The sequence below is a fragment of the Gracilibacillus sp. D59 genome, from assembly GCF_052246695.1.
Lineage (GTDB): Bacteria > Bacillota > Bacilli > Bacillales > Amphibacillaceae > Gracilibacillus.
This window is the reverse complement of sequence record NZ_JBQQCK010000004.1, coordinates 223,762-247,506: the sequence shown is the minus strand read 5'-3', so window position 1 is coordinate 247,506 and position 23,745 is coordinate 223,762. Positions and strand designations below refer to the sequence as shown.

Annotated in this window: 25 protein-coding genes; 17 read left to right on the top strand and 8 right to left on the bottom strand. The window is 37.5% G+C overall.

Annotated elements, in window-relative coordinates:
• Positions 1-194 precede the first annotated feature (194 nt).
• From ACTWP4_RS09510 to ACTWP4_RS09495, 4 genes are all read left to right on the top strand, one after another.
• On the top strand, positions 195-626 hold the full coding sequence (locus tag ACTWP4_RS09510) for a VOC family protein (protein WP_443128529.1): 432 nt from the start codon (positions 195-197) through the stop codon (positions 624-626).
• The gene (locus ACTWP4_RS09505) at positions 626-1,408 is read left to right on the top strand and encodes a DNA alkylation repair protein (protein WP_443128528.1); all 783 of its coding nucleotides are present in this window, start codon (positions 626-628) and stop codon (positions 1,406-1,408) included. The genes ACTWP4_RS09510 and ACTWP4_RS09505 overlap by 1 nt, the downstream gene beginning before the upstream one ends.
• Before the next feature lie 13 nt (positions 1,409-1,421).
• Positions 1,422-2,006, top strand: coding sequence for a TetR/AcrR family transcriptional regulator (locus ACTWP4_RS09500; RefSeq protein WP_443128527.1), 585 nt, complete (start codon positions 1,422-1,424; stop codon positions 2,004-2,006).
• A 91-nt stretch (positions 2,007-2,097) separates the two neighbouring features.
• Positions 2,098-2,646, top strand: a complete 549-nt coding sequence (locus tag ACTWP4_RS09495; protein ID WP_443128526.1) for a DUF7010 family protein — start codon at positions 2,098-2,100, stop codon at positions 2,644-2,646.
• Positions 2,647-2,692: 46 nt separating this feature from the next.
• Here the strand turns inward: ACTWP4_RS09495 and ACTWP4_RS09490 are convergent, their stop codons facing one another.
• The 4 genes from ACTWP4_RS09490 to ACTWP4_RS09475 form a co-directional block, all read right to left on the bottom strand.
• Positions 2,693-5,866, bottom strand: coding sequence for a DEAD/DEAH box helicase (locus tag ACTWP4_RS09490; protein WP_443128525.1), 3,174 nt, complete (start codon positions 5,864-5,866; stop codon positions 2,693-2,695).
• Positions 5,867-5,958: 92 nt separating this feature from the next.
• A complete protein-coding gene (locus tag ACTWP4_RS09485; RefSeq protein WP_443128524.1) occupies positions 5,959-6,369 on the bottom strand; it encodes a VOC family protein in 411 nt (136 codons plus the stop codon).
• Positions 6,370-6,412: 43 nt separating this feature from the next.
• Positions 6,413-7,924: an osmoprotectant update ABC transporter permease/substrate-binding subunit OpuFB gene (opuFB, locus tag ACTWP4_RS09480; protein ID WP_443128523.1), complete on the bottom strand. Its 1,512-nt coding sequence runs from the start codon at positions 7,922-7,924 to the stop codon at positions 6,413-6,415.
• On the bottom strand, positions 7,917-8,876 hold the full coding sequence (locus ACTWP4_RS09475) for an ABC transporter ATP-binding protein (RefSeq protein WP_443128522.1): 960 nt from the start codon (positions 8,874-8,876) through the stop codon (positions 7,917-7,919). Before ACTWP4_RS09475 ends, opuFB begins: the two co-directional genes overlap by 8 nt.
• Before the next feature lie 508 nt (positions 8,877-9,384).
• Between ACTWP4_RS09475 and ACTWP4_RS09470 the strand changes: the two genes are divergently transcribed.
• The 6 genes from ACTWP4_RS09470 (at position 9,385) to ACTWP4_RS09445 (ending at position 15,159) form a co-directional block, all read left to right on the top strand.
• A complete protein-coding gene (locus ACTWP4_RS09470) occupies positions 9,385-9,858 on the top strand; it encodes a DinB family protein (RefSeq protein ID WP_443128521.1) in 474 nt (157 codons plus the stop codon).
• 598 nt (positions 9,859-10,456) lie between these two features.
• Positions 10,457-11,647 (top strand): MFS transporter, encoded by a 1,191-nt coding sequence (locus ACTWP4_RS09465; protein WP_443128520.1) that lies wholly within the window; start codon positions 10,457-10,459, stop codon positions 11,645-11,647.
• Between the two features lie 168 nt (positions 11,648-11,815).
• Entirely contained in the window at positions 11,816-12,310 is a 495-nt protein-coding gene (locus ACTWP4_RS09460; protein WP_443128519.1) for a protease, read from the top strand.
• 15 nt (positions 12,311-12,325) lie between these two features.
• Positions 12,326-13,777, top strand: coding sequence for a flotillin family protein (locus ACTWP4_RS09455; protein ID WP_443128518.1), 1,452 nt, complete (start codon positions 12,326-12,328; stop codon positions 13,775-13,777).
• 310 nt (positions 13,778-14,087) lie between these two features.
• Positions 14,088-14,534 (top strand): DUF1801 domain-containing protein, encoded by a 447-nt coding sequence (locus ACTWP4_RS09450; RefSeq protein WP_443128517.1) that lies wholly within the window; start codon positions 14,088-14,090, stop codon positions 14,532-14,534.
• Between the two features lie 133 nt (positions 14,535-14,667).
• On the top strand, positions 14,668-15,159 hold the full coding sequence (locus ACTWP4_RS09445; protein WP_443128516.1) for a metal-dependent hydrolase: 492 nt from the start codon (positions 14,668-14,670) through the stop codon (positions 15,157-15,159).
• Here ACTWP4_RS09445 and ACTWP4_RS09440 read toward each other — a convergent pair.
• Positions 15,153-15,881 carry a MurR/RpiR family transcriptional regulator gene (locus tag ACTWP4_RS09440; protein ID WP_443128515.1) on the bottom strand — a complete coding sequence of 243 codons (729 nt, stop codon included), beginning with the start codon at positions 15,879-15,881 and terminating at the stop codon, positions 15,153-15,155. The two genes, ACTWP4_RS09445 and ACTWP4_RS09440, sit on opposite strands and share 7 nt — an antisense overlap.
• A 178-nt stretch (positions 15,882-16,059) precedes the next feature.
• On the opposite strand from ACTWP4_RS09440, the gene ACTWP4_RS09435 reads away from it, so the two are divergent.
• Positions 16,060-17,502, top strand: a complete 1,443-nt coding sequence (locus ACTWP4_RS09435) for a glycoside hydrolase family 1 protein (protein WP_443128514.1) — start codon at positions 16,060-16,062, stop codon at positions 17,500-17,502.
• A 59-nt stretch (positions 17,503-17,561) separates the two neighbouring features.
• Here the strand turns inward: ACTWP4_RS09435 and ACTWP4_RS09430 are convergent, their stop codons facing one another.
• A complete protein-coding gene (locus tag ACTWP4_RS09430) occupies positions 17,562-18,203 on the bottom strand; it encodes a GntR family transcriptional regulator (protein WP_443128513.1) in 642 nt (213 codons plus the stop codon).
• Between the two features lie 181 nt (positions 18,204-18,384).
• Here ACTWP4_RS09430 and ACTWP4_RS09425 point away from each other — a divergent pair, with 181 nt between their 5' ends.
• From ACTWP4_RS09425 to ACTWP4_RS09405, 5 genes are read left to right on the top strand one after another with little or no spacing between them, the layout of a single operon-like run.
• Positions 18,385-19,302 (top strand): phosphate/phosphite/phosphonate ABC transporter substrate-binding protein, encoded by a 918-nt coding sequence (locus tag ACTWP4_RS09425; protein WP_443128512.1) that lies wholly within the window; start codon positions 18,385-18,387, stop codon positions 19,300-19,302.
• 15 nt (positions 19,303-19,317) lie between these two features.
• Entirely contained in the window at positions 19,318-20,076 is a 759-nt protein-coding gene (gene phnC, locus ACTWP4_RS09420; RefSeq protein WP_443128511.1) for a phosphonate ABC transporter ATP-binding protein, read from the top strand.
• A 1-nt stretch (position 20,077) separates the two neighbouring features.
• Positions 20,078-20,869, top strand: coding sequence for a phosphonate ABC transporter, permease protein PhnE (gene phnE, locus ACTWP4_RS09415; RefSeq protein WP_443128510.1), 792 nt, complete (start codon positions 20,078-20,080; stop codon positions 20,867-20,869).
• A complete protein-coding gene (gene phnE, locus ACTWP4_RS09410) occupies positions 20,866-21,687 on the top strand; it encodes a phosphonate ABC transporter, permease protein PhnE (protein WP_443128509.1) in 822 nt (273 codons plus the stop codon). Before phnE (ACTWP4_RS09415) ends, phnE (ACTWP4_RS09410) begins: the two co-directional genes overlap by 4 nt.
• 28 nt (positions 21,688-21,715) lie before the next feature.
• Positions 21,716-22,477 (top strand): tyrosine-protein phosphatase, encoded by a 762-nt coding sequence (locus ACTWP4_RS09405; protein WP_443128611.1) that lies wholly within the window; start codon positions 21,716-21,718, stop codon positions 22,475-22,477.
• Positions 22,478-22,546: 69 nt separating this feature from the next.
• Here ACTWP4_RS09405 and ACTWP4_RS09400 read toward each other — a convergent pair whose 3' ends face one another.
• A complete protein-coding gene (locus ACTWP4_RS09400; protein WP_443128508.1) occupies positions 22,547-22,834 on the bottom strand; it encodes an RNA polymerase alpha subunit C-terminal domain-containing protein in 288 nt (95 codons plus the stop codon).
• Between the two features lie 29 nt (positions 22,835-22,863).
• Positions 22,864-23,259 (bottom strand): ACT domain-containing protein, encoded by a 396-nt coding sequence (locus tag ACTWP4_RS09395; protein ID WP_443128507.1) that lies wholly within the window; start codon positions 23,257-23,259, stop codon positions 22,864-22,866.
• A gap of 128 nt (positions 23,260-23,387) precedes the next feature.
• Between ACTWP4_RS09395 and ACTWP4_RS09390 the strand changes: the two genes are divergently transcribed.
• Positions 23,388-23,732, top strand: coding sequence for a DUF4260 family protein (locus ACTWP4_RS09390; RefSeq protein ID WP_443128506.1), 345 nt, complete (start codon positions 23,388-23,390; stop codon positions 23,730-23,732).
• Positions 23,733-23,745: the final 13 nt, after the last annotated feature.

Genomic DNA, 23,745 nt, shown 5'->3' with positions numbered 1-23,745 from the left:
CAGTGATTGATCTTCTTTTAAGAAAAAAGAAGTAATGTAAATATTGTATAACCAAAAGGAGGAGAATGCATCCTCTTGCATTTACAAAAGGCGATTATATGCAAAGTGTCAGTGTTAGTAATTGATATAATCATTTTACATACATACGGTACGTATGTTAAAATAATTATATCTTATAAAGAGGAGTGAGTATGATGAAGCTAAGGAGTTTTTATCCAGTATTGATGACAGATAAAGTGAAGGAAACAGGTGAGTTTTATCAAAAGCATTTTGGATTCTCTGTCGTATTTGATGCCGAATGGTACATGAGCTTGAAACAGGATGAGACTGGAGATGAATTAGCGATCCTTCAAGCTAGTCATGAAACAGTGCCATCTCCGTTTGGAAAGTCTGTGCAGGGATTAATTCTTAATTTTGAGGTAGACAATGTTGACCAAGTGTATCAACAGTTGATTAAGAAAAAACAACTTCCTTTACATCTTGCATTGCGTGACGAGGCATTTGGCCAAAGACATTTTATTACTAGTGATCCTAATGGGGTTTTAATTGATGTGATTACCGTCATCCCACCTGATGAGTCCTTTCAAAATCAGTATAACGAAGAAGTATGGAAGGACGAGGCATAATGAGCGATTATGTACCTTTAAAATATTTCTTTGATCAAGCGTTAGCCATTCGATTAGCAGATTCCATACATCCTTATTATCATTCTTTCAACAGAAAAGCTTTTATAGAAACTGTAACAAGAGAAGTTGAAAATAAAGAGCTGAAGGCGAGAGTTGAGGTAATTACGGATGCATTAGAACAACACCTTCCATCAGACTATGAAGCAGCTTTAGCTATCTTGTTAAAAATACTAGGTCCGGAAAATAAGAGAGAAGTGGGGATGTTTACCAACGGGTATTTCCTCATGCCTGTAGCCTTTTTTGTTGAAAAATATGGGCAGGATCACTTGGATCTTTCTTTTCAGGCGATGTATGAAATAACGAAACGCCATACATCAGAATATGCAATCCGTCCCTATTTAATAGCAAATGCAGATCATTGCATGATTTATTTGCGAGATTGGGTAACAGATCCAAATCCACATGTTAGACGGTTAGTGAGCGAAGGAACACGGCCAAGGCTTCCATGGGCCAAAAAAATGCCTCCGTTAAAAAATAATATACAAACCAATTTACGTTTACTTAAAAACTTGCTTCATGACAGCTCTCCATATGTTCAAAAATCTGTAGCTAATCACCTCAACGATTTAACGAAAGAAAATCCGGAAAAAGTTTTGTTATGGGTACATCAAACTATGGAAAATAACCTTGATGTAAATCCTAAAATTATTAAAAATGGATTAAGAACTTTGGTAAAATTAAAGAATGAACAAGCATTAGAATTATTGCGACAAGTAAAATGAGGAGTGTAACCGCATGAAAAAGAATAAAATAGAAACAGAACAGACGATACAAAATATAATCAAAATCGCACGTTATCATTTTACAGAGCACGGATACACCAAGGCTGCACTTGAAGACATAGTGAAAGAAGCCAATTTAACAAGAGGAGCATTATACCACCACTTTCAAAATAAAAAAGGACTTTTTCTGGCTGTATTTGAGACTGTTCAACAGGAAGTGGGAGAATATGTTGAAGCAGAAGCGGCAAAAAGCAATGATATCTGGGTGCAATTAATCCGTGGGTGTCGAGCTTTTTTGGAAGGGGCAGTACAATCACACAATCAACGTATCCTATTGATTGATGGCCCGGCTGTTCTAGGATGGGATATGTTCCGAAAAATGGATGAGAAATATTCAATGAACTCCTTAAAAGAACAATTACAGTTGATGCAGGAGAAAGGGTTACTTAAGCCGATTTCCATTGAGGCGATGACACATTGCCTGTCGGGAGCAATGAATGAAGCGGTGCTATGGATTGCTGATCGTCGTGATCATAAAGAGGTAATAGATGAGGCGATGGTTGTTCTGGAGCATTTGTTGGAAGGATTAAGAAAATAACCAGGAAAGTTATACCATGCATGGTATAATAATAATTATCAACCAGAGGATCACACTACGCAAATTCTAAAAATGGTGGAGGTTTATACTGTTGAATATTCTTGAATTGAAACGAGATGCTTCTGTAAAAGGAAAGAACGGAATTGCTTTTATTATGGCAGCAACGCTTATTTGGCTTGCGATTACGGTCGTCTATTTGCAAACGATACCACTTCAAACGAAGAATATCATCTTGCTGTTTCTCACCGCTTTCTTTTTTCCGCTTGCATTAGCTGTTTCCGCTATAGTAAAGGCCGATTGGAAATTAGCAGATAATCCATTAGGCATGTTAGGATTATTCTTGAATTTAGCTCAGTTTATGTATTTTCCAATAATGTTTTGGGCGTTTATTCAAAGTCCGAAACAAATGATTATCTTTTTTGCTATCATTACAGGTGCGCACTTTTTCCCTTATGGCTGGTTCTATGATGCAAAGCCTTATTATATAGTCGCTCCGATTATTTCGGTATCAATTATGGTAGTAGGCTGGGCGATAGAAGAAAGTCGATTATGGATCATATCGCTTATGATGATCACTTTCTTTATCATTCTAACTATCTTATTATATGGAGACTATAAACGAAAGTTGAAAAGTAACTAGAATTGGGACGGAGGGACAAACAATATGGCCCCCAACCCATATCTTGCTACAATAGCAATATTTCTCGAATATCTTCTTCCGTTAGTGTAGACGATGATTTTTCTTTCGAATCGATGATCTCTTCTATGAGGGATCTTTTTTGTTCTTGTAAATCATTCATTTTTTCTTCTATTGTACCGCGGGCAACAAGCTTGATAACCTGTACGGCACTCGTCTGACCGATACGATGGGCACGGTCAGCTGCTTGTTCTTCCACAGCAGGGTTCCACCAAGTGTCATATAAAATAACCGTATCTGCACCTGTCAGATTAAGACCTGTTCCGCCTGCTTTCATTGAAATGAGAAACAAATCGCATTCACCAGCATTGAATTGATTACATCGTTCGACACGTTCTTCTGATGGAGTTTGCCCATCCAAATACAAAAACGGCCTTCCTTGAATCGCTAGGTCTCTACCTATCAACTCAAGCATTTTCGTGAACTGTGAGAAAATCAATACTCTTCTTCCAGCAAGCCTGGATTCCTCTAGAATCTGTTTTAACTGTTCAAATTTAGCAGAACTCCCTTTATACCCATCTACAAATAAGGCAGGATGACAACAGATCTGTCGTAACCGTGTGAGGCCAGCAAGGATTTTGATCCGATTTTTCCGTAATGTGTCCTTGTCTAGATGTTTTAACGTGTCGTGACGAAGTTTTGCCAAATAAGCGGCATAAATCTTTTTTTGATCTGGTAGCAGTTCGATAGATTCTCTCGATTCAATTTTTTCTGGAAGCTCCGAGAGCACATCCTCTTTTACCCTGCGAAGTAAAAACGGCTTAATCCTCCGAGCAATCTGTCTCCTCGTGAGATTACTGTATTCCTTCAACCCTTGAAATAGCTCAGGAAAGACGACATGAAAAATCGACCATAGTTCCTCTTGATTATTCTCTACTGGTGTACCAGTTAGGGCGAAGCGATTATTAGCCTGTATCTTCTTTACGGTCTGTGCGGTTTGTGTAACTGGATTTTTAAAGGCTTGTGCCTCATCAAAGAAGACAGTGTGAAAGGTTTGTTTCTTATACCAGTCTATATCCATTCGTAACAACTGGTAGGAAGTAATGACAACGTCCATTTCCAATGCACTTGCCTGTCTTTTGGCCCGTTTCGTTCTATTTCCATCAACAATAGCCACTTGAATGTCTGGTGCGAATTTCCTGATCTCACTTTGCCAGTTATACACTAAAGAAGATGGACAAACAATCAGAGTGGGGAGTTTCTTCTTACGCATAGTAGGAAGCTCAGACAAAATAAATGCGATGCTTTGTAATGTTTTGCCAAGCCCCATATCATCTGCAAGAATTCCGCCAAATCCGTGACTAGCAAGCGTCTTTAGCCATTTATAGCCGTGTGTCTGATAATCTCGTAATATCGCCTTTAGACTATTTGGGACTGTAAATGTCTGATTTTCAGGATTTTCGATAGTGTGTAGGAACTGCCGAAACGACTGTTCGAAAGTGAATACCTGATCATCAGCGGAGTCTAGTAGCTGCACGCCTCTAATGACTGGTACGTGTAATCCACTTACCACGTCTTCTTGATCCTGGATCGGAGCAGCACTTCTTAAAAAACGTTGAAGCTCTTCGAATTCCTTTGTTTCCAATGACAATAGTGATCCGTCCCGCAGACGATAGTACTTTTGCTTTTCCTCCAAAGCCGATAAAATTTCACGTATCTGTTGGTCAGGAATGCCATCCAATTCAAACTTGAATTCCAACCAATTGGTTCGTTCCTTTTGAACTTTTACTTTAATCTTTGGCCGCGGATTTTCTTTGAATATCCTGTTTCGCACAGCGGTTGTAGCATATACTTGTACTAATTTTTGCAGCTTCGGAAGCATATGGTATAAGAAGTCATATTCCAGAGCTTCGTTATGCAAGAAGTATCCACTATCTGTCTTTGTGAACTGACTGTCATCCATCATTTGCAGTATGGCATTTTCCTTCTCCTCATCTCTTACTAAAATCGATGTCGTCTCGATTTGCTCATCATCTAATGGATTGATCAAAATATTTCCATAATGAAATTCCAAACCTGCAAGAAGTCGGTTTCTCACTCGATCTAAGTATAATTTTATTATTAAAGGAGTTTGCTTCAGTTGATTGGTGACAGCATCATGTAAATGGACTTTACCTAACCTTTTCAATATGGGTAGTCCTTTTTCAATGAAAAATTCTGTTTGTCTTGATGGAATCGGAATTTGATTGGTTTTAGAAGTATCTAGTATATGGATGAGTTCAGATAGGTACTGAAAGTCCTCCTCTTTTATCTGTATTAAATGGTCATCAAACAGTAGAGATCTATATGCATCTAACACAATGATCTTATCTCGTCCTTTAACGGTGAGTAGATGATCTTGATTGTCAGTTTTGGTAAAGGAAAACGATAATGGCAATGTGACATGATCAGAAAAGTAGAGTTTCTCTATTATTTCGTTCCCGTTTGTTAATTTCACAACTGGTGCTTTAGTGAGTAAGGGCACCAGTCGTTCCCAGGGAGAAGGCGGAATAACTAATAGCTGATCGCTAAGGTTATATGCAAATTTATTTATTAACTGATCATAGCCATATGCCTTCTCGTCATTAATCACCTGGATCAGATGTTGGATAATGGTGTCTGTTTCCGTTGAGAAACAATGTAATTCAGGATCATAAGTGAATGAATCAGCTAGAACATAGCTATTACTTTCTTTCACTTGCTTAAGAAAGGTACGGATATTTTTAACTTTTGTACTGCCGACCTCAACTTCTATTCCAAGTTTGTTATTGCTAATAAGCTTGCACGTGAAAGCTAATGGAAGCACATTCCGGCTTTCAAATCGTGGCTGTTGGGCACTTGGACGGATCGGGCGATTATCAAATAGGTTCATTAGGCCTTTAGACGAAGAGTGTAATTCGCTTAGAGAATGTTCAGATATCGCCAGTAAAACAGCAGCTACATGCTGACAGTCATTTTTTATAGAAGCTAATGTAGGGCAGCTACATGTTGTACTTATACGACCACTTTCATCCTTTTCAACTGTGACATGGAAATTTTCTTTTCCTGCTACGATTGCTTCGCAACGATGAGCAGTGAAAGTCTCAAGATATACCTTATTTGAATGATAAAAGGAAAGTCCTTTTTTGAAGGAAGTTTTACCACAGGCTTCTTCTATTTTTTTATGATTCCATTCTAATTTCATATATGCGTACTCGCCTTCTATCAAGACACATGTAATGTGCATTTGGTATTTGTCCACTATTTATCACGGTGCTAATCGTCCTGGAACCTTGTTTAAGGATAGTCACAATATTCGATAATGGTTCCTTCTGTATCGGCAGGGTTTAAGTAAATTAATCGTCTGCCGTGTTTGTTGACTCGTCTAGTGTGTTCCATCACACGAATACCTTCTTTCTTTAGATCCTCAATTGCTATATCTAAGTTATCCACGCGATAAGCGATATGATGAACACCTTTGCCTTTTTGTTTGATAAACCGGGCAATGGGAGAGGTAGTATTATTGGTAGGCATCAATAATTCTGTACGAGCACCCTCTATATCGATGATCGCAATTTCGCTTTCGACACCAGCAGCTTCACTACGATAGCGATCGAATAATTCTCCACCTAAGACATTTATATAAAAATCGATACTGCCTTCCAGATCTCTAACTGCAATCCCGATATGATCTAACACTTTTTTCATTAAAATCACCTTTCACATCTATTTAAACACTATTGTAACATGGTTATAAGCCTTCATCTTCTAAATAGGTTTGTGCAACTTCTCGTGCACTTTTTCCCCCGACTGCTACTTGGTAATTCATTTCGCGCATTTGATCATCTGTAATTTTTCCAGCAAGTTGGTTAAGTATTTCCTCTAGTTCAGGATAACGATCCAGTGTTTCTTTTCTTAGTAGTGGTGCACCTTGATAAGGTGGAAAAAGCCCTTTATCATCCTCTAACACTTGTAATTGGTATCTCCTTAATTCACTGTCCGTAGAATAAGCATCAATTAGATTGACATCGCCTTCTTCGATAGCTGCATATCGAAGTTGAGGTTCCATCGTGGTAACGTTCGGGAAATTTAGTCCATATAATTCCTGAATTCCTAAATAGCCATCTTGCCGATCAGAGAATTCGAGCGTGAACCCTGCCTGAACCTCATTTTCTATTCTTTGCAAATCAGAAATAGTCTCTAAATGATGTTGTTCGGCAAATTCTTCTGGTACTGCTAATGTGTATGTATTGTTAAATTGCATAGGCTGTAAGAATTTCATGTCATATTTTTCTAATAATCCATCATGTGCTTGCTGATATACCTCTTCTTCATCATTACTTGAGGCAGTCTCATTTAAAAATTGCGATAATGCTGTTCCGGTAAATTCCGGATAGATATCAATGCTTCCTGATTGTAATGCATTAAACAAAAAGGATGTCTTACCTAGTCCAGGTTCTAATTCTACCTGCAGATCTGTTTCTTCTTCGATTAATATTTTGTACATGTTGATTAAAATTTCCGGCTCAGTGCCTAATTTTCCACCAATAACAATGGTGTCTTCATCATTTTCTATGATATTTGGTACAAGAATAAACAATAAAGAAATAATCGCTATGAGTATGATCGTCACCATCGATTGCTTGAAAGAGAATTTCTCCATCTTTCTTAACAATAGATCAAAGACGATTGCTAAAAGTGCAGCGGGTATTGCCCCTAATATTATAAGTGACGAGTTATTCCGATCGATTCCTAGCAAAATGATATCCCCTAAACCGCCGGCACCAATCAAGGCGGCAAGCGTTGCTGTCCCGACAATTAAGACCATGGCTGTTCTGATCCCCGCCATAATTACTGGCATTGCTAGTGGAAGTTCTACTTTCATCAGTTTTTTTGATGTATTCATCCCCATCGCTGTTGCGGCTTCAATTAATGAATGATCAACTTCTTTGATGCCTGTATACGTGTTTCGCAAGATTGGTAACAGTGCATAAATGATTAACGCGATGATTGCCGGTACTTTACCGATTCCGAATAAAGGGATGAACAGGCCTAGTAAAGCTAAGGAAGGAATAGTTTGTAAAACTGCGGTCACACCGATAATAGCTTCTGCAATTTTTTCCTGTTTCGTCAGGTAGATTCCAAGTGGGATGGAAATTATTACGGCAAATAATAAGGCAATGAAAGATATCTGTATATGTTCCAATAATGCCTGCCATAATTGATTATGTCTGCTTTGAAACACATCATATAAATTAGACATATTCTCCCCGCCCTTCTTTTAAGGAGGAAGAAAAGTAATGAACGATTATCTGTCTATTCACTTGCCCAATTGTCTTACCTTCTGAAGTAACATGTAGCGTTTCTTCTTTGGATAACAGCTCTAATACCTCTTCCAGAGTAGCAGATGCATCAATCGTAAATGCTGGTTTTGGTTCCTGTGTATCTAAAGGTTGTACAATATCTTCTAAGTGAAAAGCGGTGCCTATTTTGTTAGAAGAACCTAAAAAGTCTCGGACAAAGTTATTGACAGGGTTCGTTAGAATATCGTTAGGAGTGCCTAACTGAACGATGCTGCTCTCTTTCATGATGCAAATTCTGTCCGCCAGTTTCAGTGCTTCTTGAATATCATGGGTAACAAATACAATCGTTTTATTAATTTTCTTTTGCAAGTCTATCATGTCGTCCTGCAATTTTTCTCGGCTAATCGGATCTAATGCACTAAATGGTTCGTCCATTAGGATAATATCCGGGTCTGCCGCTAATGCACGGATAACACCGACTCGTTGTTGCTCGCCACCTGAAAGTTCGCTCGGCTTACGCTTGCGATATGTATCGGGATCAAGGCCTACCATATGTAATAATTCGTAGGTGCGTTGTTTGATCTGATCGTTGTTCCATTTTTTCATTTCTGGAACGATTGCAATATTTTCTTCGATGTTCATGTGTGGAAAAAGCGCAATTTGCTGCAAAACATAACCAATATTCCACCTTAGTTCATGGATGTTGTAATCACTGATTCTTTTATTATCAATTAGAATGGTTCCAGTGGATAGTGGGATGAGACGATTCATCATTTTAAGTGTAGTGGTTTTTCCACAGCCACTCGGTCCAATCAGCACAAAAAATTCCCCATTTTCAATAGAGAAGCTCATCCTGTCTACAGCAGTCGTACCATCAGCAAATTGCTTGGTAACATCTTTAAAAGTGATCATACGAATAAAACCCCTTCTTTAATCTTTGGTAATAGTAGTTGTTTTCCCTTTATGACGGTGCTAATCGTTTGTAAAACCCCGTTGATTAAGTCTCACAATGTTGAACTAGACACATAATGATTGGGGTAATGGACTTTAATGAAGGGATAGGCATCTTGTCTTGACAATATTATGGGTTTCTTCTGTAGCGGTCATTCAAATTCCCGTCCATGATAGTCCTTTTTCTTAAATTTGTCTCAGTATAACATACAATAAAAGCTGCTTTTAATAAAGAAAAGTGCGAGGAATTCCAATAGCAGCTAGGCGAACAGAAACATTAATTTCGGTGTGGATATCTGGGCAAGTATCTTATAGAATAGGGTTGAATATAATTCTTGTTTTTCTATATATTGTAAGATAACTGACTTTTTGGTAGATTGCTATGTTACCCGCTATTTTCCACGGCTGTTACGGTGAAGGACAAAACCGTTACATCATAAAAATCGTAAGAGGAAAGGTGCTGAGTTGGATGGATGAGCTTTTGAAACAGTTACAATTTGCAAGACAAAGTACCATTGATTATGTTAAACAGTTGGATGAAAGACGGTTAGAGGGCATGCCTAAAGGATTTAATAATCATATTAAGTGGAACTTGGGTCATATCTATGTTGCTTTTGAAAACATTGTTTTTCGATTGACTGGCGAAAATGCGAAGTTTCCGGTAAATTTCCCAGAATTATTTAGCCCTGGCACTTCACCAAAACAATGGACAATGGAAGTACCGGAAACAACAGAGTTAATTACTTTATTGGAAGATCAGTTGGAAAGGCTTGCTTCTTTACAATCAAAAAGTTTAGATGATGCCATTCCGGAAGTGTATACCACTTCAACAGGTGCAAAATTTTTAACGGTTGGGGATTGTGTAAGTTTTATCATTTATCATGAAGGTATGCATTTTGGAATTATTAAAAGCATTAATCAAGTATTACAAGAAGGCGAATAAAAATAGTTGAATGATAGAGTTTGCGTGATATTTATACGTAACTCTTTTGTTCATTGTACAAGAAAGTATAAAATTTGCGCGGATGTCTAGCTCCGAGCGCCCAAAAACTAGGAGACTTCACGAATCGCCCTACGATAAGTCATCATCGGTTCGCAAGCTCACCGTGATTCCTTTATCTCAGTTAATTAGCTCCAGTCGCTACGTTTCTAAGCGGGCGCTCTGCGCTTTTCTTATAAGTAAAGAAAATTTGCGTATTGGTCTAGCTACGAGCGTTCAGAAACTCGTGGATGATTAGTGAATCATCGTGAATAGTTCAAATGGAGGTGAATAATAAATTAAATTCATTAAGAGAGAGCAAAAGATTTGTAGAATAAACCAAGATAAACGACAAATCCAATAAGGAAGAGCAAAGATTTGTAGAATAAACTAGGATAATCTCCAAAACCAACAGGATGAACAAATCTATTACTATCAATAGCTTTATCTACCAATAATCAGAAAGGAAGTATGATACTCTCTGTGATATAGTAAACTCATCACTTCCGTATAAGAAGTGAAATAATCTGTAAAAAAACAATCAGTTACTTTGGGGGATAATATGAAACAGTTACTATGGATTGCTTGCTTTACCTATTTGTTAATAGGATTAACACATATTATTATAGGTTCTTTGTTAACGGAAATTTTGGATTATTATAACCGAAATTATACAGATGGTGGTGTCTTGATAGCCTGTCAATCAGTTGGCTTTCTGACAGGTGTTATTTGCTCGTCTTATATATCGAAATTTCTAGGACGAAGACGTGCTGTCATATTCGCCATTCTATCGATTGGAATCGCACAAATGGCATTTGTATTATTGATACCATGGACTTGGTGGTTGGTCATCGCTGTATTTTGTGGATTAGGATTTGGAATTATCGAGCCTTTGGTAGGATCACTTATTATTGATGCGATTAAAGATAAACCAGCAGTGGCATTTAGTAGATTAGAAGTTTTCTTTGGGATAGGATCACTGATTATGCCTATTATATCTGGTTGGTTAGCATCAACAGACTTATGGCGTTATTCCTTCTTGGTGCTAGGTTTATATGCGCTTCTTATGTGTCTGGTATGGATGAAGGTATCCTTTGGCTCACTAGATAATTTGATGACAAAATCAATCGAGCCAGAAAAACATAAGCAGACAGAATCAACTGCATTTTTAGGAGGCAAATATGTCCTATTTATTGGATTTATTCTGTTTTTCCTTATTTATGTTGGAACAGAAGTCAGTATCATGAATTTTTTACCATCCATTCTTATTAGCAAATTAAACACAGAAACCTTTGCGGCAACGCTAGCCGTCACCATTTTTTGGGGAGCGATGGTTGTAGGACGCTTGGCAGCAGGTTACTTAGCCGAAAAAATGAACTATGCTCGGTATTTAATGGTTTGTTGCTTTGGAACCGTCGTTTTTGTTGCGAGTCTAGGTTTTATTACAAACTTGTGGCTAGGATATGTCTTAATTGTCCTGATCGGGTTGATGATGGCTGGTATATTTGGCATTGCCCTTGTATATGCTAACCAAATGCTTCCCGGTAGTACCGAACGAAATACTAGTATATTGATAGCGTCTGGGGGAGTAGGAGGTATTGTTCTTCCACTAGTTACTGGTAGTATGATGGATCAGTTTCCCACAATGATCGTTTCATTAGTACTTGCAGGGTTATCTCTGTTTATGTTTGGCTTTATTATGTTTGTGAAGGGTCAACGATCTGAACAAGCTAGTGAACAGATAGAAGGTTAAAATCAATAAGAAGATTTGCGTTGTAAAAAGTAATAAATTTACATAACTATTACACTGTTCCCTTTTTGTGCAAAAAATTGGGAACTTTTTTGTTTCTGGTTCGTATATACTAATAAGAAATCATCAGGAGGTGTACATATTGGAGTACTAGATATTTATTGGTGGTTATTGTGGGGAAGTCTAGGATTTGCGATTATTTCCCTTTTACTAGGCAATGTATTGGACGGTCTCTTAGATAGTCTTTTTGATAGTTTAGGAGAATTTTTTAATCCATTACTAGTTTTTGGTACGTTATCTGTTGTGGGAGGATCAGGTGTCTTACTGACTAAGTATTCTTCCTTAAGTGAGATCTATGTCTTACTAATTAGTTTATTAATAGGAATAGGGGCATACGTACTTATATACTATTTTCTCGTGATTCCGATGTCGAATGCCGAGTCTTCTACCTCCATATCGGTTCATGACCTAGAGGGTAAAGTTGGCGAGGTGATTACCACAATCCCTGCTCAAGGCATGGGGGAAGTATTTATTTCCTCAACTAGTGGAAGCCGAAATGAAACCGCAGTAAGTTTTGATCAAAAGGTAATTAAGCAAGGACAGCAGGTTGTGGTAGTCAAGGTGGAAGACCATGTGTTACAAGTTTCTGAGCTCGATGAAATTTAATATAGGAGGCTAAGAATGGATTTTTTGATTGTTATTGGTGTCGTCGTTGCGGTTATCCTAGCATTTGCGATTCTATTTGCAGCCCGCTATAAAACAGTTGGCGCAGACGATGCTATGATCGTAACAGGTAGTTTTTTAGGGAGCAAGAATGTACACAGAACGGATGATGGAGGTGGCATTAAGATCGTCCGTGGTGGCGGTGCTTTTATCCTACCAGTTTTCCAACAGAAAGAAAACATCAGTTTGCGCTCTCATAGTTTAGATATTTCTACACCGAATGTTTACACCGAGAATGGTGTACCAGTAATGGCTGATGGGACAGCGATTATCAAAGTGCAAAGCACAACAGAAGGTATTGCAACAGCAGGGGAACAATTCTTGGGAAAAGACGATTCCGAACTTCGAAAAGAAGCACAAGAAGTATTGGAAGGTCATTTGCGAGCAATTTTAGGTACGATGACAGTAGAGGAGATCTACAAAAATCGTGAACGATTCGCCCAAGAAGTACAAACTCAAGCTGCTGTTGATTTAAAGAAAATGGGGCTGCAAATTGTTTCGTTTACTATCAAAGATGTGCAAGACGAAAATGGCTATTTGGAAGCGCTAGGGAAGCCTCGTATTGCAGAAGTAAAAAGAGATGCCCAAATTGCCGAAGCGAACGCAATGAGAGATGCCCGCATTCAAAAAGCGCAAGCAGAGCGTGAAAGTCAAAGTGCAGAATTGTTAAGTGAGACACAAATTGCTGAGTCAACGAAAGAGAAAGAATTGAAAGTAGCGGCATATAAACGTGATCAAGATACTGCCAAGGCAGAAGCAGATATGGCGTACAAATTACAAGGAGCAAAATCAGAACAACAAGTTAAACAAGAAGAAATGCAAATCCAGCTTGTAGAGAAAAATAAACAAATTGAAATTGACGAAAAAGAAGTACTTCGTAAGCAACGTCAATATGAAGCGGAAATCTCTAAAAAGGCAGAGGCAGAACGTTATGCAACGGAGCAAAAAGCGGAGGCAGATAAAGTTACTCGTGTTAAAAAGGCAGAGGCAGAAGCTGCACAAATTCGTTTAGACGGGGAAGCAGAAGCAGATGCTATTCGTCAAAAAGGTTTAGCAGACGCAGAAGCAAAAGAAAAACTTGCCGAAGCAATGGAGAAATATGGAGAAGCAGCGATACTCGAAATGATTATCAATATGCTTCCTGAATTCGCTGGCAAAATTGCTGAACCAGTTCGTTCGATTGATAAGGTTACCGTTGTTGATAGTGGCAAAGGTGATGGCGATGGAGCTACTCGTATGAGTAATTATGTAACTAAATTAATGAGCCATTTACCAGAAACATTAAAGGATGTATCTGGCGTTGACTTAAAAGGGATGTTAGATAATGTGGCATCCAATAATGAATCAAAAATTAAGAATAGTTTAGCAGGGGCAAAAACAGAAAAGCCAGAAGTAACGAATGGAGAATAATGATAGAGGGTAGGTTTAAGCCTACCCTCTTATATTTATGGACAAAATAAGCAGAGGAATTAGGAATGTGTCCGTAAGAATCGTTCTTACGGACAAAAAAATGTTATTTGCGATTTAACTGTCCATAAGAATGTTTCTTGCGGACAAAATAATGTTATATCAAAATAAGTTGTCCATAAGATTTAATCTTATGGACAAAAATTAACAAAACCCGATCAAACTGTCCGTAAGATTGGAGAGTCCTAGATTTGCTTTCTCCACCTAATTAAAACACTATGTTAAAATAGAAAGAAAATAAGGAGGAACGTTTATGTCAGAAGCGATGATTCAAACATATTTAAAAGATAAAGAAGAAAAGTGGCACGAACCTTTTACAAAACTTTATCATACGATCAATCAGAACATTCCAGATGGTTTTACACTTGAAATGCAGTACGGAATGCCTTCGTTTGTTGTTCCATTGTCCATATTTCCGGAAGGTTATCATGTTCAAGAAGGCACACCACTTCCATTTATCAGTATCGCGGCACAAAAGAAACACATCGCTGTTTATCATATGGGAATCTATGCTGATCAGGAATTGTTAGATTGGTTTCAGAAGGAATACCCCAATCACATGTCAACCAAGTTGAACATGGGTAAAAGCTGTATCCGATTTACAAATCCTAAAAAGATTCCATTTGATCTACTTGGCGAATTGGCTTCTAAAATAACAGTAAATGAATGGATCAAGATGTATAAAGGAAGTGTGTCATAGTTACATTACTGGGCTACAGGCGGGTCAATTTCCTTTTTGGTGTGAACGTATGTTCTTGATTGGTTAAAAATGATATGATAGTATAAATACTTCATCTCGTAATCTATTTGCATCATGAAGAGGAGACATACATATGACTGGAAAAACACATATCATGGGTGGGATTGCCGCAACAACCGCTTTAACCACTTCTACAGGTTATGACCCTGCCTGGTTTATCTTTGCTGGAGCAATTGGTGGCATCATACCAGATATATGTCACGGAGGAAGTAAGATTGGACGGAAGTTCCCGCTTCTATCAAAATTAATCAATACATTATTCGGTCACCGGACTTTTACACATAGTCTATTATTTCTACTTTTAATTGGATTTTTATTATCAATGATGACTAGTAATGCATCTTTAATCGCAGGAATTATTGTTGGTATCATCAGCCATTTGTTATTAGATGCTGCGACGAAACAAGGTATCAAATTGCTCTATCCAGTTAATATAACCGTTCGTTTCCCATTCACGACTAAGACTGGTGGGACTGTCGAAAACATTGTGTTATTAGGTCTTACATTGGTGACAATCTATTATGGGAAGGATATCGTTTTTTCCTCTTCTTTTTTCACTCAATGATCATGGTGATGTGATATTTTTCTTGCAATAGATTCCAATATATAAACAACCGGTACTTGCGTCGTAACATTGGAATCTTGAAACCATTCTTCCGTAACATAGTAGGCAAGATTAATATCTGATATTTTGGCTATTGTTGAAAGTTTATTATTGGTAATGCTAATAATTTTACTGCCTTCTTGTTTGAGCTGATTAACCTGAGTCACAGTAAACGGGTTCTCTCCGGACACTGATAGCACAATTGTTACACTATTATAGCGAAACTTAGCGTGAATCGGATAATGAGGATCTTTGATATAAACCGAAAATTTCCCCATACTGGAAAAATATCTTGCTCCATATTCTGCTAGAATACCTGAGCTTCCGATCCCTGTGAAAATTACACTTTCTGCTTCTGCTATTAATTTGGCCGCATCATTCATATTTCCTTCCAGATCTCCAGTTAGTGTACGCTCAAAGAATTCTGTAATGGAATGCTGAGGATTTTTGATAACCGTCCGCTTGTTTTCCTCTAAATCGATTTTTAATTTTACTTTAAATTCTGAAAAGCCATCACAATTTACTTTGCGACAAAAGCGTAAAATCGTAGCTGTCGATACATGTGTTTCCTCCGCTAATTCACGAATTCTCATGTAAGCTACTTTTTCACTGTTTTTCGATATATAGTTATACAGCGCTAACTCTAATTCATTAAAGGAAGCAATCATTTCATGGGTAAACATGTCTGTGGAATCCCTTCTTCCAAAAGTCTTTCTTCCATTTTAACATAATGTTACATAGTGAATCACTGATGAAACATGTCACGAAAGCTGTTATATACAACAGAAAGTTGGATTTATATTTACCATACTTATGATCCACACTATAATGCAAATAGAATATGTAACAGGAGGTCATGTCATGTCGACAAAAACATATCATTTTCCGGAAAATTTCCTATGGGGTGGAGCTACTGCAGCCAATCAGATTGAAGGTGGATTCCATGAGGAAAATAAAGGTTTAAACATAGCGGACGTATTACCAGGTGGAAAAGGTCGGCTAGATATACTAAAAGAACCTGGCTTTAATTTTGAAGTAAACACGGAGAAACATACATACCCCAATCATGAGGCGATAGATTTTTATCATCGTTATAAAGAAGATATCGCTTTGTTTGCTGAGATGGGCTTTAAAGTATTTCGAATGTCGATTGCCTGGACGAGAATCTTTCCAAATGGTAATGAGACTGAACCTAATGAAGAAGGATTAGCATTTTATGATCGGGTATTTGATGAACTGCATAAACATAATATTGAACCAGTCGTAACTATTTCTCATTATGAAATGCCGGTTAATTTAGTGAAGAATTATGGTGGCTGGAGAAGCAGAGAAGTGGTAACATTCTTTGAGCGTTATGTTAAAGCGATTTTCGAACGTTATCAAAACAAAGTCAAGTACTGGATGACATTTAATGAAATTAACAGTGGACTAATCATGCCAATTATGGGGTTAGGCTTCTCTATTCAAAGGGAAGAGGATAAATATACCCCGACATTCCAAGCTTTCCACCATCAATTTGTCGCAAGCAGCTTAGCGGTGAAAGCTTGTCATGAAATTATTCCTGATGCACAAATTGGCTGTATGATTCTATATGCACCAGTTTATTCATATGATTCTAATCCGGAAAATGTAATGCATGCACTACAAGAAGAACGTCTGTTTAACTATTATTGTGCAGATGTGCAAGTGCGCGGTGAATATCCTGCGTTCATGAATCGTTACTTCAAAGAACATAATATTGAGTTGGATATAAGAGAAGGCGATTTAGACCTGATTAAAGAACATACGGTTGATTATATTGGGTTTAGCTACTACATGTCCCGTACAGAGAAGAAACAAAAAGCGGGTGAAACACAAGCAGAGGGTAATATTTTAGCTGGTGTTAGAAATCCATTCTTAAAAGCAAGTGATTGGGGTTGGGAAATTGACCCTACCGGTTTAAGAATTGCTTTAAACCAGTTACATGACCGTTATCGTGTACCTCTTTTCGTTGTCGAAAATGGTCTGGGCGCGAAGGACAAAGTAGAAGAAGATGGCTCAGTAAATGACGATTATCGAATTGATTATTTACGTGATCATATTATCGCCATGGGAGAAGCGGTTGAGGATGGCGTTGATTTAATGGGCTATACCGCTTGGGGTTGTATTGACTTAGTGAGTGCATCTACAGGTGAAATGTCCAAGCGTTACGGATTCATTTACGTAGATAAAGAAGACGATGGCAGCGGAACACTTGAACGTAGCAAAAAGAAATCATTTTTCTGGTATCAAAATGTGATACAAACAAATGGGGAAGAACTTTAATTAAATAAATTTAAGAAAAAGTACAGGTAGAGTATATTTCTACCTGTATTTTAATTTCTTTAAATTCTCCTTTCATTAAATGATCGCAATCGCACACTCTGAAAATGTTCAATGACAATTGGTTTTATCTTTTCAAATTGATCAGAAACAATCGCAGTATAGATTTTTTCGTTAAGTGCATTTGCAGAATAGTGTTTTTGATGAGGATTGATTTTGTAGTTCATTAACGAAACAATCAACAGACGATCATAATTATGCTCCAATGTCTGAACCATTACCTGGTTATGCGTAGCACTCAGTATACACTTAACGAACATAAGTGAATTCTTGACATACTCAATATAATTATTGTCATCACGTGCCCGCAGTTGCTTATCTAAATGCATTTTCAATTCTCCAAGGTCCAGTGCAAGATTTTCAGGAGTCCGAGTTTCAAATATATATATCATAAATGAATTCAGTATCTCTAAAGTATCTTGTAGATCTTTTGCGGATATTTCCTTGATAAGAATCCCTTTATTTTTAAATGACGTAACAATACCTTGTGATTCTAATCTTGCAATAGCAGATCGAATGGGTGTCCTGCTCATACCTAGTTCTTTTGCTAATTGATTTTCTGATAACATATCTCCTGGCAAGTAAGTGCCTTCTAGCATTTTTTCTTTTATTTTACTATAAGCTTCCTCTGCTAATGGCTTCATCCATTTTACTCCTTTAACTGAATAGAACTTACGATAATAGTACAACGGTTCAGTACCTACAGCAAGTAATTTTTGGTAGAAACATCCTTTACAGATTTTTAACAATCCATTTATATAACATTAATAATTAATCATTATAATACAAGTTGTATACAAGTTGAATACAAATGGAGGGATTACGATGTTTGTTCGTAAGTTAAAGTTTGGAATGATGTTTGTCGGTGTACTTTTTCTGATAGCTGGTTGTAGTGGAACAGAGGAAGCACAAGGAAAAGAAAAGGGTGAATGGCCAGACGTATTAAGAATGGCCAAACTTGCTACGGAAGATGACAATGCGTTAGCACGTACAAGTACGGCGTTTGCGGAAGATCTTTCGGCAGAATTAGGAATTGAGATTGAATTTTTTGAGAGTCAGGATTATACGATGATGATTGAAGCCATGAGAGCGGAAAAGGTTGATCTAACGAATTTTGGTCCTTTTGGTTATATTATTGCAGCAGAAAGAAGTGGGGCAGTTCCGATTGCGATCATGGGACAAAGTGAGGAATCTGCGTTTTATACAAGTGCAATTGTCGTACCAGCTGATTCAGATATCGAATCGCTTGAAGAACTGAAGGGCACGTCTTTTCTATTTGTAGATCCGGCATCTACATCTGGAAATCTATTCCCTCGCGCTCTTTTATTAGACGAGTTAGGTCTTGAAAATGAGGATCTTGAAGGCTTTTTTGGGAGTGTTGCTTATTCAGGTGGTCATGATAAATCGTTATTAGCTTTGGCAAATGGTGATGCAGATGCTGCAGCAGTGGCACCAATGACAATCGATATGTTTGCAAAGTCTGGCATGATTAATAAAGATGATTACAAGGTAATTGCGACGACTGATCCTATACCAAGTGCACCTCTGACGTATAGAGAGGGTTTACCGGAGGATTTAGTAGAAAAAATAAAAGAATTTGCCCTTCATTATCATGAGCAAAATCCGGAATATTTTGAGCTTCAAGGAGCAAACGCTTATTATCCAGTAGATGACTCAGATTATGATGCCATAAGAGATGTTGCCGAACGCTTAAATATGTCGCCGGAAGAAATGTTGGATTAATTGGAGGTACTAAAGATGAGTTTATTAGAAGTAAACAATGTTAAAAAGTCCTATAATGATGGAACAATGGCGTTAAAAGGAATTGATTTTAAAGTCGAAGAAGGAGAATTTATCGTTGTAATTGGTCCAAGTGGTGCCGGAAAAAGTACATTACTTCGTTGTGTGAATCGCTTGGTAGAAGCTTCTGAGGGGAACATTATTTTTAAAGGTGAGGACATTACAAGTGCTAATCGTAGAAAGTTAAAAAAGATAAGAAGAGAGATTGGTATGATCTTTCAAAGCTTTCATCTAATCGAAAGGTCTTCTGTACTTAACAACGTATTACACGGTCGATTAGGTTATATGAGTGATTTACGTGGGATGTTCTATCTGTTCTCTTCTGAGGAGAAAAAAGCAGCCTATACTCTTTTGGATCGAGTTGGATTAAAGGATCAAGTTTATAAAAGAGCGGATGAATTAAGTGGTGGTCAGCAGCAACGCGTCGGAATAGCGAGAGCATTAGCTCAAAATCCATCTTTAATGTTAGCGGATGAACCAATAGCAAGTTTAGATCCCATCTCTTCAGAAATGATTATGAATTACTTATACACCATTTGTCGGGAAGAGAAGATTACGTGTTTATGTAACCTTCATCAGGTTGACGTAGCGAAGAAATATGCAACACGTATTATCGGAATTAATAGTGGAAAGAAGGTGTTTGAAGGAACGCCTGATGAGTTAACAGATGAAGAAATTGATCGAATTTATAATCAAACAAAAAAGGAGTCAGCATAATATGAATCAGAAACATTTGGATGATATTCGCAAGCAGAAAAGATTACAAATAGTTCTTTTTCTAGTTGGCTTATTGGCTATATCAGTTTGGTCTGGTGCAAGTACGGGTTTTTCTTTTGGAAGATTAATAGAGGGTACGGCTACCTCTGCAGAATTTATTGTTTTCGATTTATTACCACCTGATTTAACGATGTTAGCAGGTCTTATAAAACCGGCACTGGAAACGATTTATATGAGTTTTGTCGCAATGGTAGTTGGAGCTGCTATTGCTTTGTGCTTATCCATTTTTGCCTCTGCTACGACATCACCACATCCAATAGTTCAAGTATCTATACGGGCCTTTTCATCACTATTTCGTAATATTCCTGTGTTAATTTGGACGATATTATTGGCAGCGGCATATGGCATTGGAACATTAGTTGGAACGATTGCTCTCATAATGGTATCTACAGGTGCGTTAACAAGAGCTTTTGCAGAGGTATTGGAAGAAATCAATATGGGACAGGTTGAAGCAGTTCGTGCAACCGGAGCAAGTTATTGGCAGGTGTTAGCACAAGGTGTATTTCCGCAATTTTTACCTGGATTTTTTGGCTGGTCATTATATATGCTCGAGATCAATGTACGGGCATCTACCATCATCGGTATGGTTGGTGGTGGTGGACTCGGATTTGTGATTCAATCACAAATTAAGCTATTTCAGTATGAACAAGTTAGTATGGCTGTATTGTTAACTCTAGTGATTGTTTTATTAACTGAGTTCATAACAAATCAGGTCAGGGAGAGAATTATATGAGTTTAAATACTAGTTCTTATCAATTGAAAATGGAAGAAATCAACATGCCAAAGAAGCCTAAAGGAAATACCTTTATAAAAGTCTATTTAATCATAGGAACGCTATTTTTCTTTTTTTCTCTATATCAATTAAACTTTGATTACACACGATTATTAACAGGGACGATAGAGTTTGTTCAAACACTCACTGTAATGGTTCCTCCTGACTTTTCACAATGGCAACCGGTATTAGCGGCAGCGCTGGAATCTTTTCAAGTCGCGGTTCTTGGAACAGTACTTGGGATCCTCAGTGCATTAGTGCTTGCTTTTCCAGCTGCAGATAATCTATCCATACATCCAATAGTGTCATGGCTGATCAAAAGTATTGCATCGTTATTGCGTGCAATACCAACCCTGATATGGGCGTTGATCTTTATTGTAGCGGTTGGATTAGGCCCCTTTCCAGGGATACTAGCAATCACAGTGGGTGCAGCTGGTATGCTGGTTAAGGTGTTTACTCAATCCATTGAGGAAATTGATGAAGGAATTATCGAAGCAATGAAAGCGACTGGTGCTGGGTGGTTTTCGATCATAGCCCATGGTGTATTCCCGAGTGTATTAACAGCTTTTATTGCATGGTGTGTCTTGCGGTTTGAAGGTGATATGGCTGAATCTACTATTTTAGGAGCGGTAGGTGCAGGTGGTATCGGTTGGGAGCTGACACACGCTATGCGCTCATACAAGTTTGACCAAGCTTTTTTTGTATCACTGGTAATTTTCGCGATGGTATTTAGTGTGGAAATCATAAGTAATCAACTCAAGATGAGAATTAAAAATTAATAGAAGGGGTGTTGTAATTTTGCCAAATGTGGAATTAACTAGTCAGGAAATGGAAGGATCAATTAATCTAAGAGATTTCGGTGGTTACCCGAGTTTAGACGGACGCAAAGTGAAAAAAGGTGTATTATTTCGATCAGGTGAATTGTCCAAGCTTAGTGAAAGCGGCAAAGAAGGGTTTCGGCAATTAGGAATTCGACAGATTGTTGATTTTAGAAGTTCAATAGAACGGGAACAAAATCCAGACCCTGAATTTGATAGGATTAAGAATATTGCACTACCGTTGATTACTGAAGAAGAACAACTATTAGATCCCCGACAACGTTGGGAATTGATGAAACAACAGTTCGATCAAAATAAGCCGGAACAGCTTTTGATTGGTATGAATCGTAAAATGGCTCATGAAACATTGTACTTGCAGCAATTGATAGAGATAGCATGTGACACGGAAAATTCACCATTATTGATTCACTGTGCTGCAGGTAAGGACCGTACCGGAGTAGGAAGTGCAGTTATTTTACTAGCACTTGGTGTACCTAAAGATATTATTATAGAAGATTATTTAAAAACAAATTTATATTTGGAGCAGCTGCAACAATTGGAGAATACACAGCCTTTAACTGAGGAATATAAAGATTCGATTAAAGAGTTAATGTCAGCAAAACAAGTGTATTTAGAGTCTTTCCTTGATGAAATAGAGCGTACATATTTAACCGTTGATCTGTTTTTAGAAAAAGGATTAGGTCTAAACTCAGAACAGTTGGAACATATGAGAAATTTTTATTTAGAATAACAATTGCGATCCCCCAATTAACAAGCTGGGGGATTTTTTCTATTATGTATGCATAAGGAATTTAAGTGATTAATTTCGAAATGATAACCCGTATTCCTCTAAAGCAGCTCTTAATTTAGGTATAGAAGCTGGACCCATACCGTGAAGCTTCAAAATCTCTTTTTCGCTATATGTCGATAGCTGTTCCAAAGTAGTTATCCCGTTGTTTTCCAAAGCTCGCCTTGCTGGTGCCGAAAGTAAAGAAAGAAATCCGCTTCCTGGCTTGCGTTCTTGTTCACAAATTGGGCAAACAGGGCAATCACTGCTTTTATAGTACTTGTGGCCATTATCACAAATTCTAATATTTGAGGTTGGCATTTATCTTTCTCCTTTCCTTCACTTAAAGTTTATTGTCTCATACTGTGTACATAATGCCCAGATTCAGTCAACACTTCTATTGTTTTTTTCAGATTTTCTTCTTTGATCAGAATATAATCTGTATTAAAAGTCGAAAGAGCGAAGATGCTTATATCATGATTAGCAAGAGTGGTCGCTATGTTGGCTAATATTCCTGTAAGCGAAAAATCAAGCATCCCCTGAATTTTTAAGCAACGCCATCCATCTTCCTTGTCGACAATAATATGATTATCAAACGTTATGTTACTATTACAAACAATGGAGCATTCCTCTACTGTATAAGATACAGAAAAAAGCTCATCGCTTTGCAACAGGTGAGCTGGAATGCTTTCTTGCGGTGCTAATTTTATGACGGAATAATGGTTGTTTAGTAGTGAAAAGTTCATCGATTAGTCTCCTTTTGTGTAAAAAAAGTTATTATCTACTATTATAAGATAAAATTAACGAAAACTTTATTCATTCGAAATGTTAATTTGTAGTAGAATGGTTGTAAGCTAAAAAAAGGCGGTGTACTGTGAATAAACTATTGTTACATGTAGAAGGTGCTGCTGTTTTTGCGTTAAGTCTTTATGCATATTTTTATTTCTCTTTTGGTTGGCTAATGCTAGTCTTATTATTATTGGCTCCAGATCTTGCAATGCTAGGATATTGGATTAATAACAAGGTCGGATCTATTATCTATAACATTTTTCATACATATGTTCTTTCACTTTGTGGAGTTGTTATTGGTTTTCTTGTTAATGATTTGTTATTGGCGGTTAGTTTAATCTGGACAGCACATATTGGAATGGATCGAATGGTGGGCTTTGGATTAAAATATTCCACCGATTTTAAACAGACACATTTCGATCGGGTATAACTAGAAGATATTT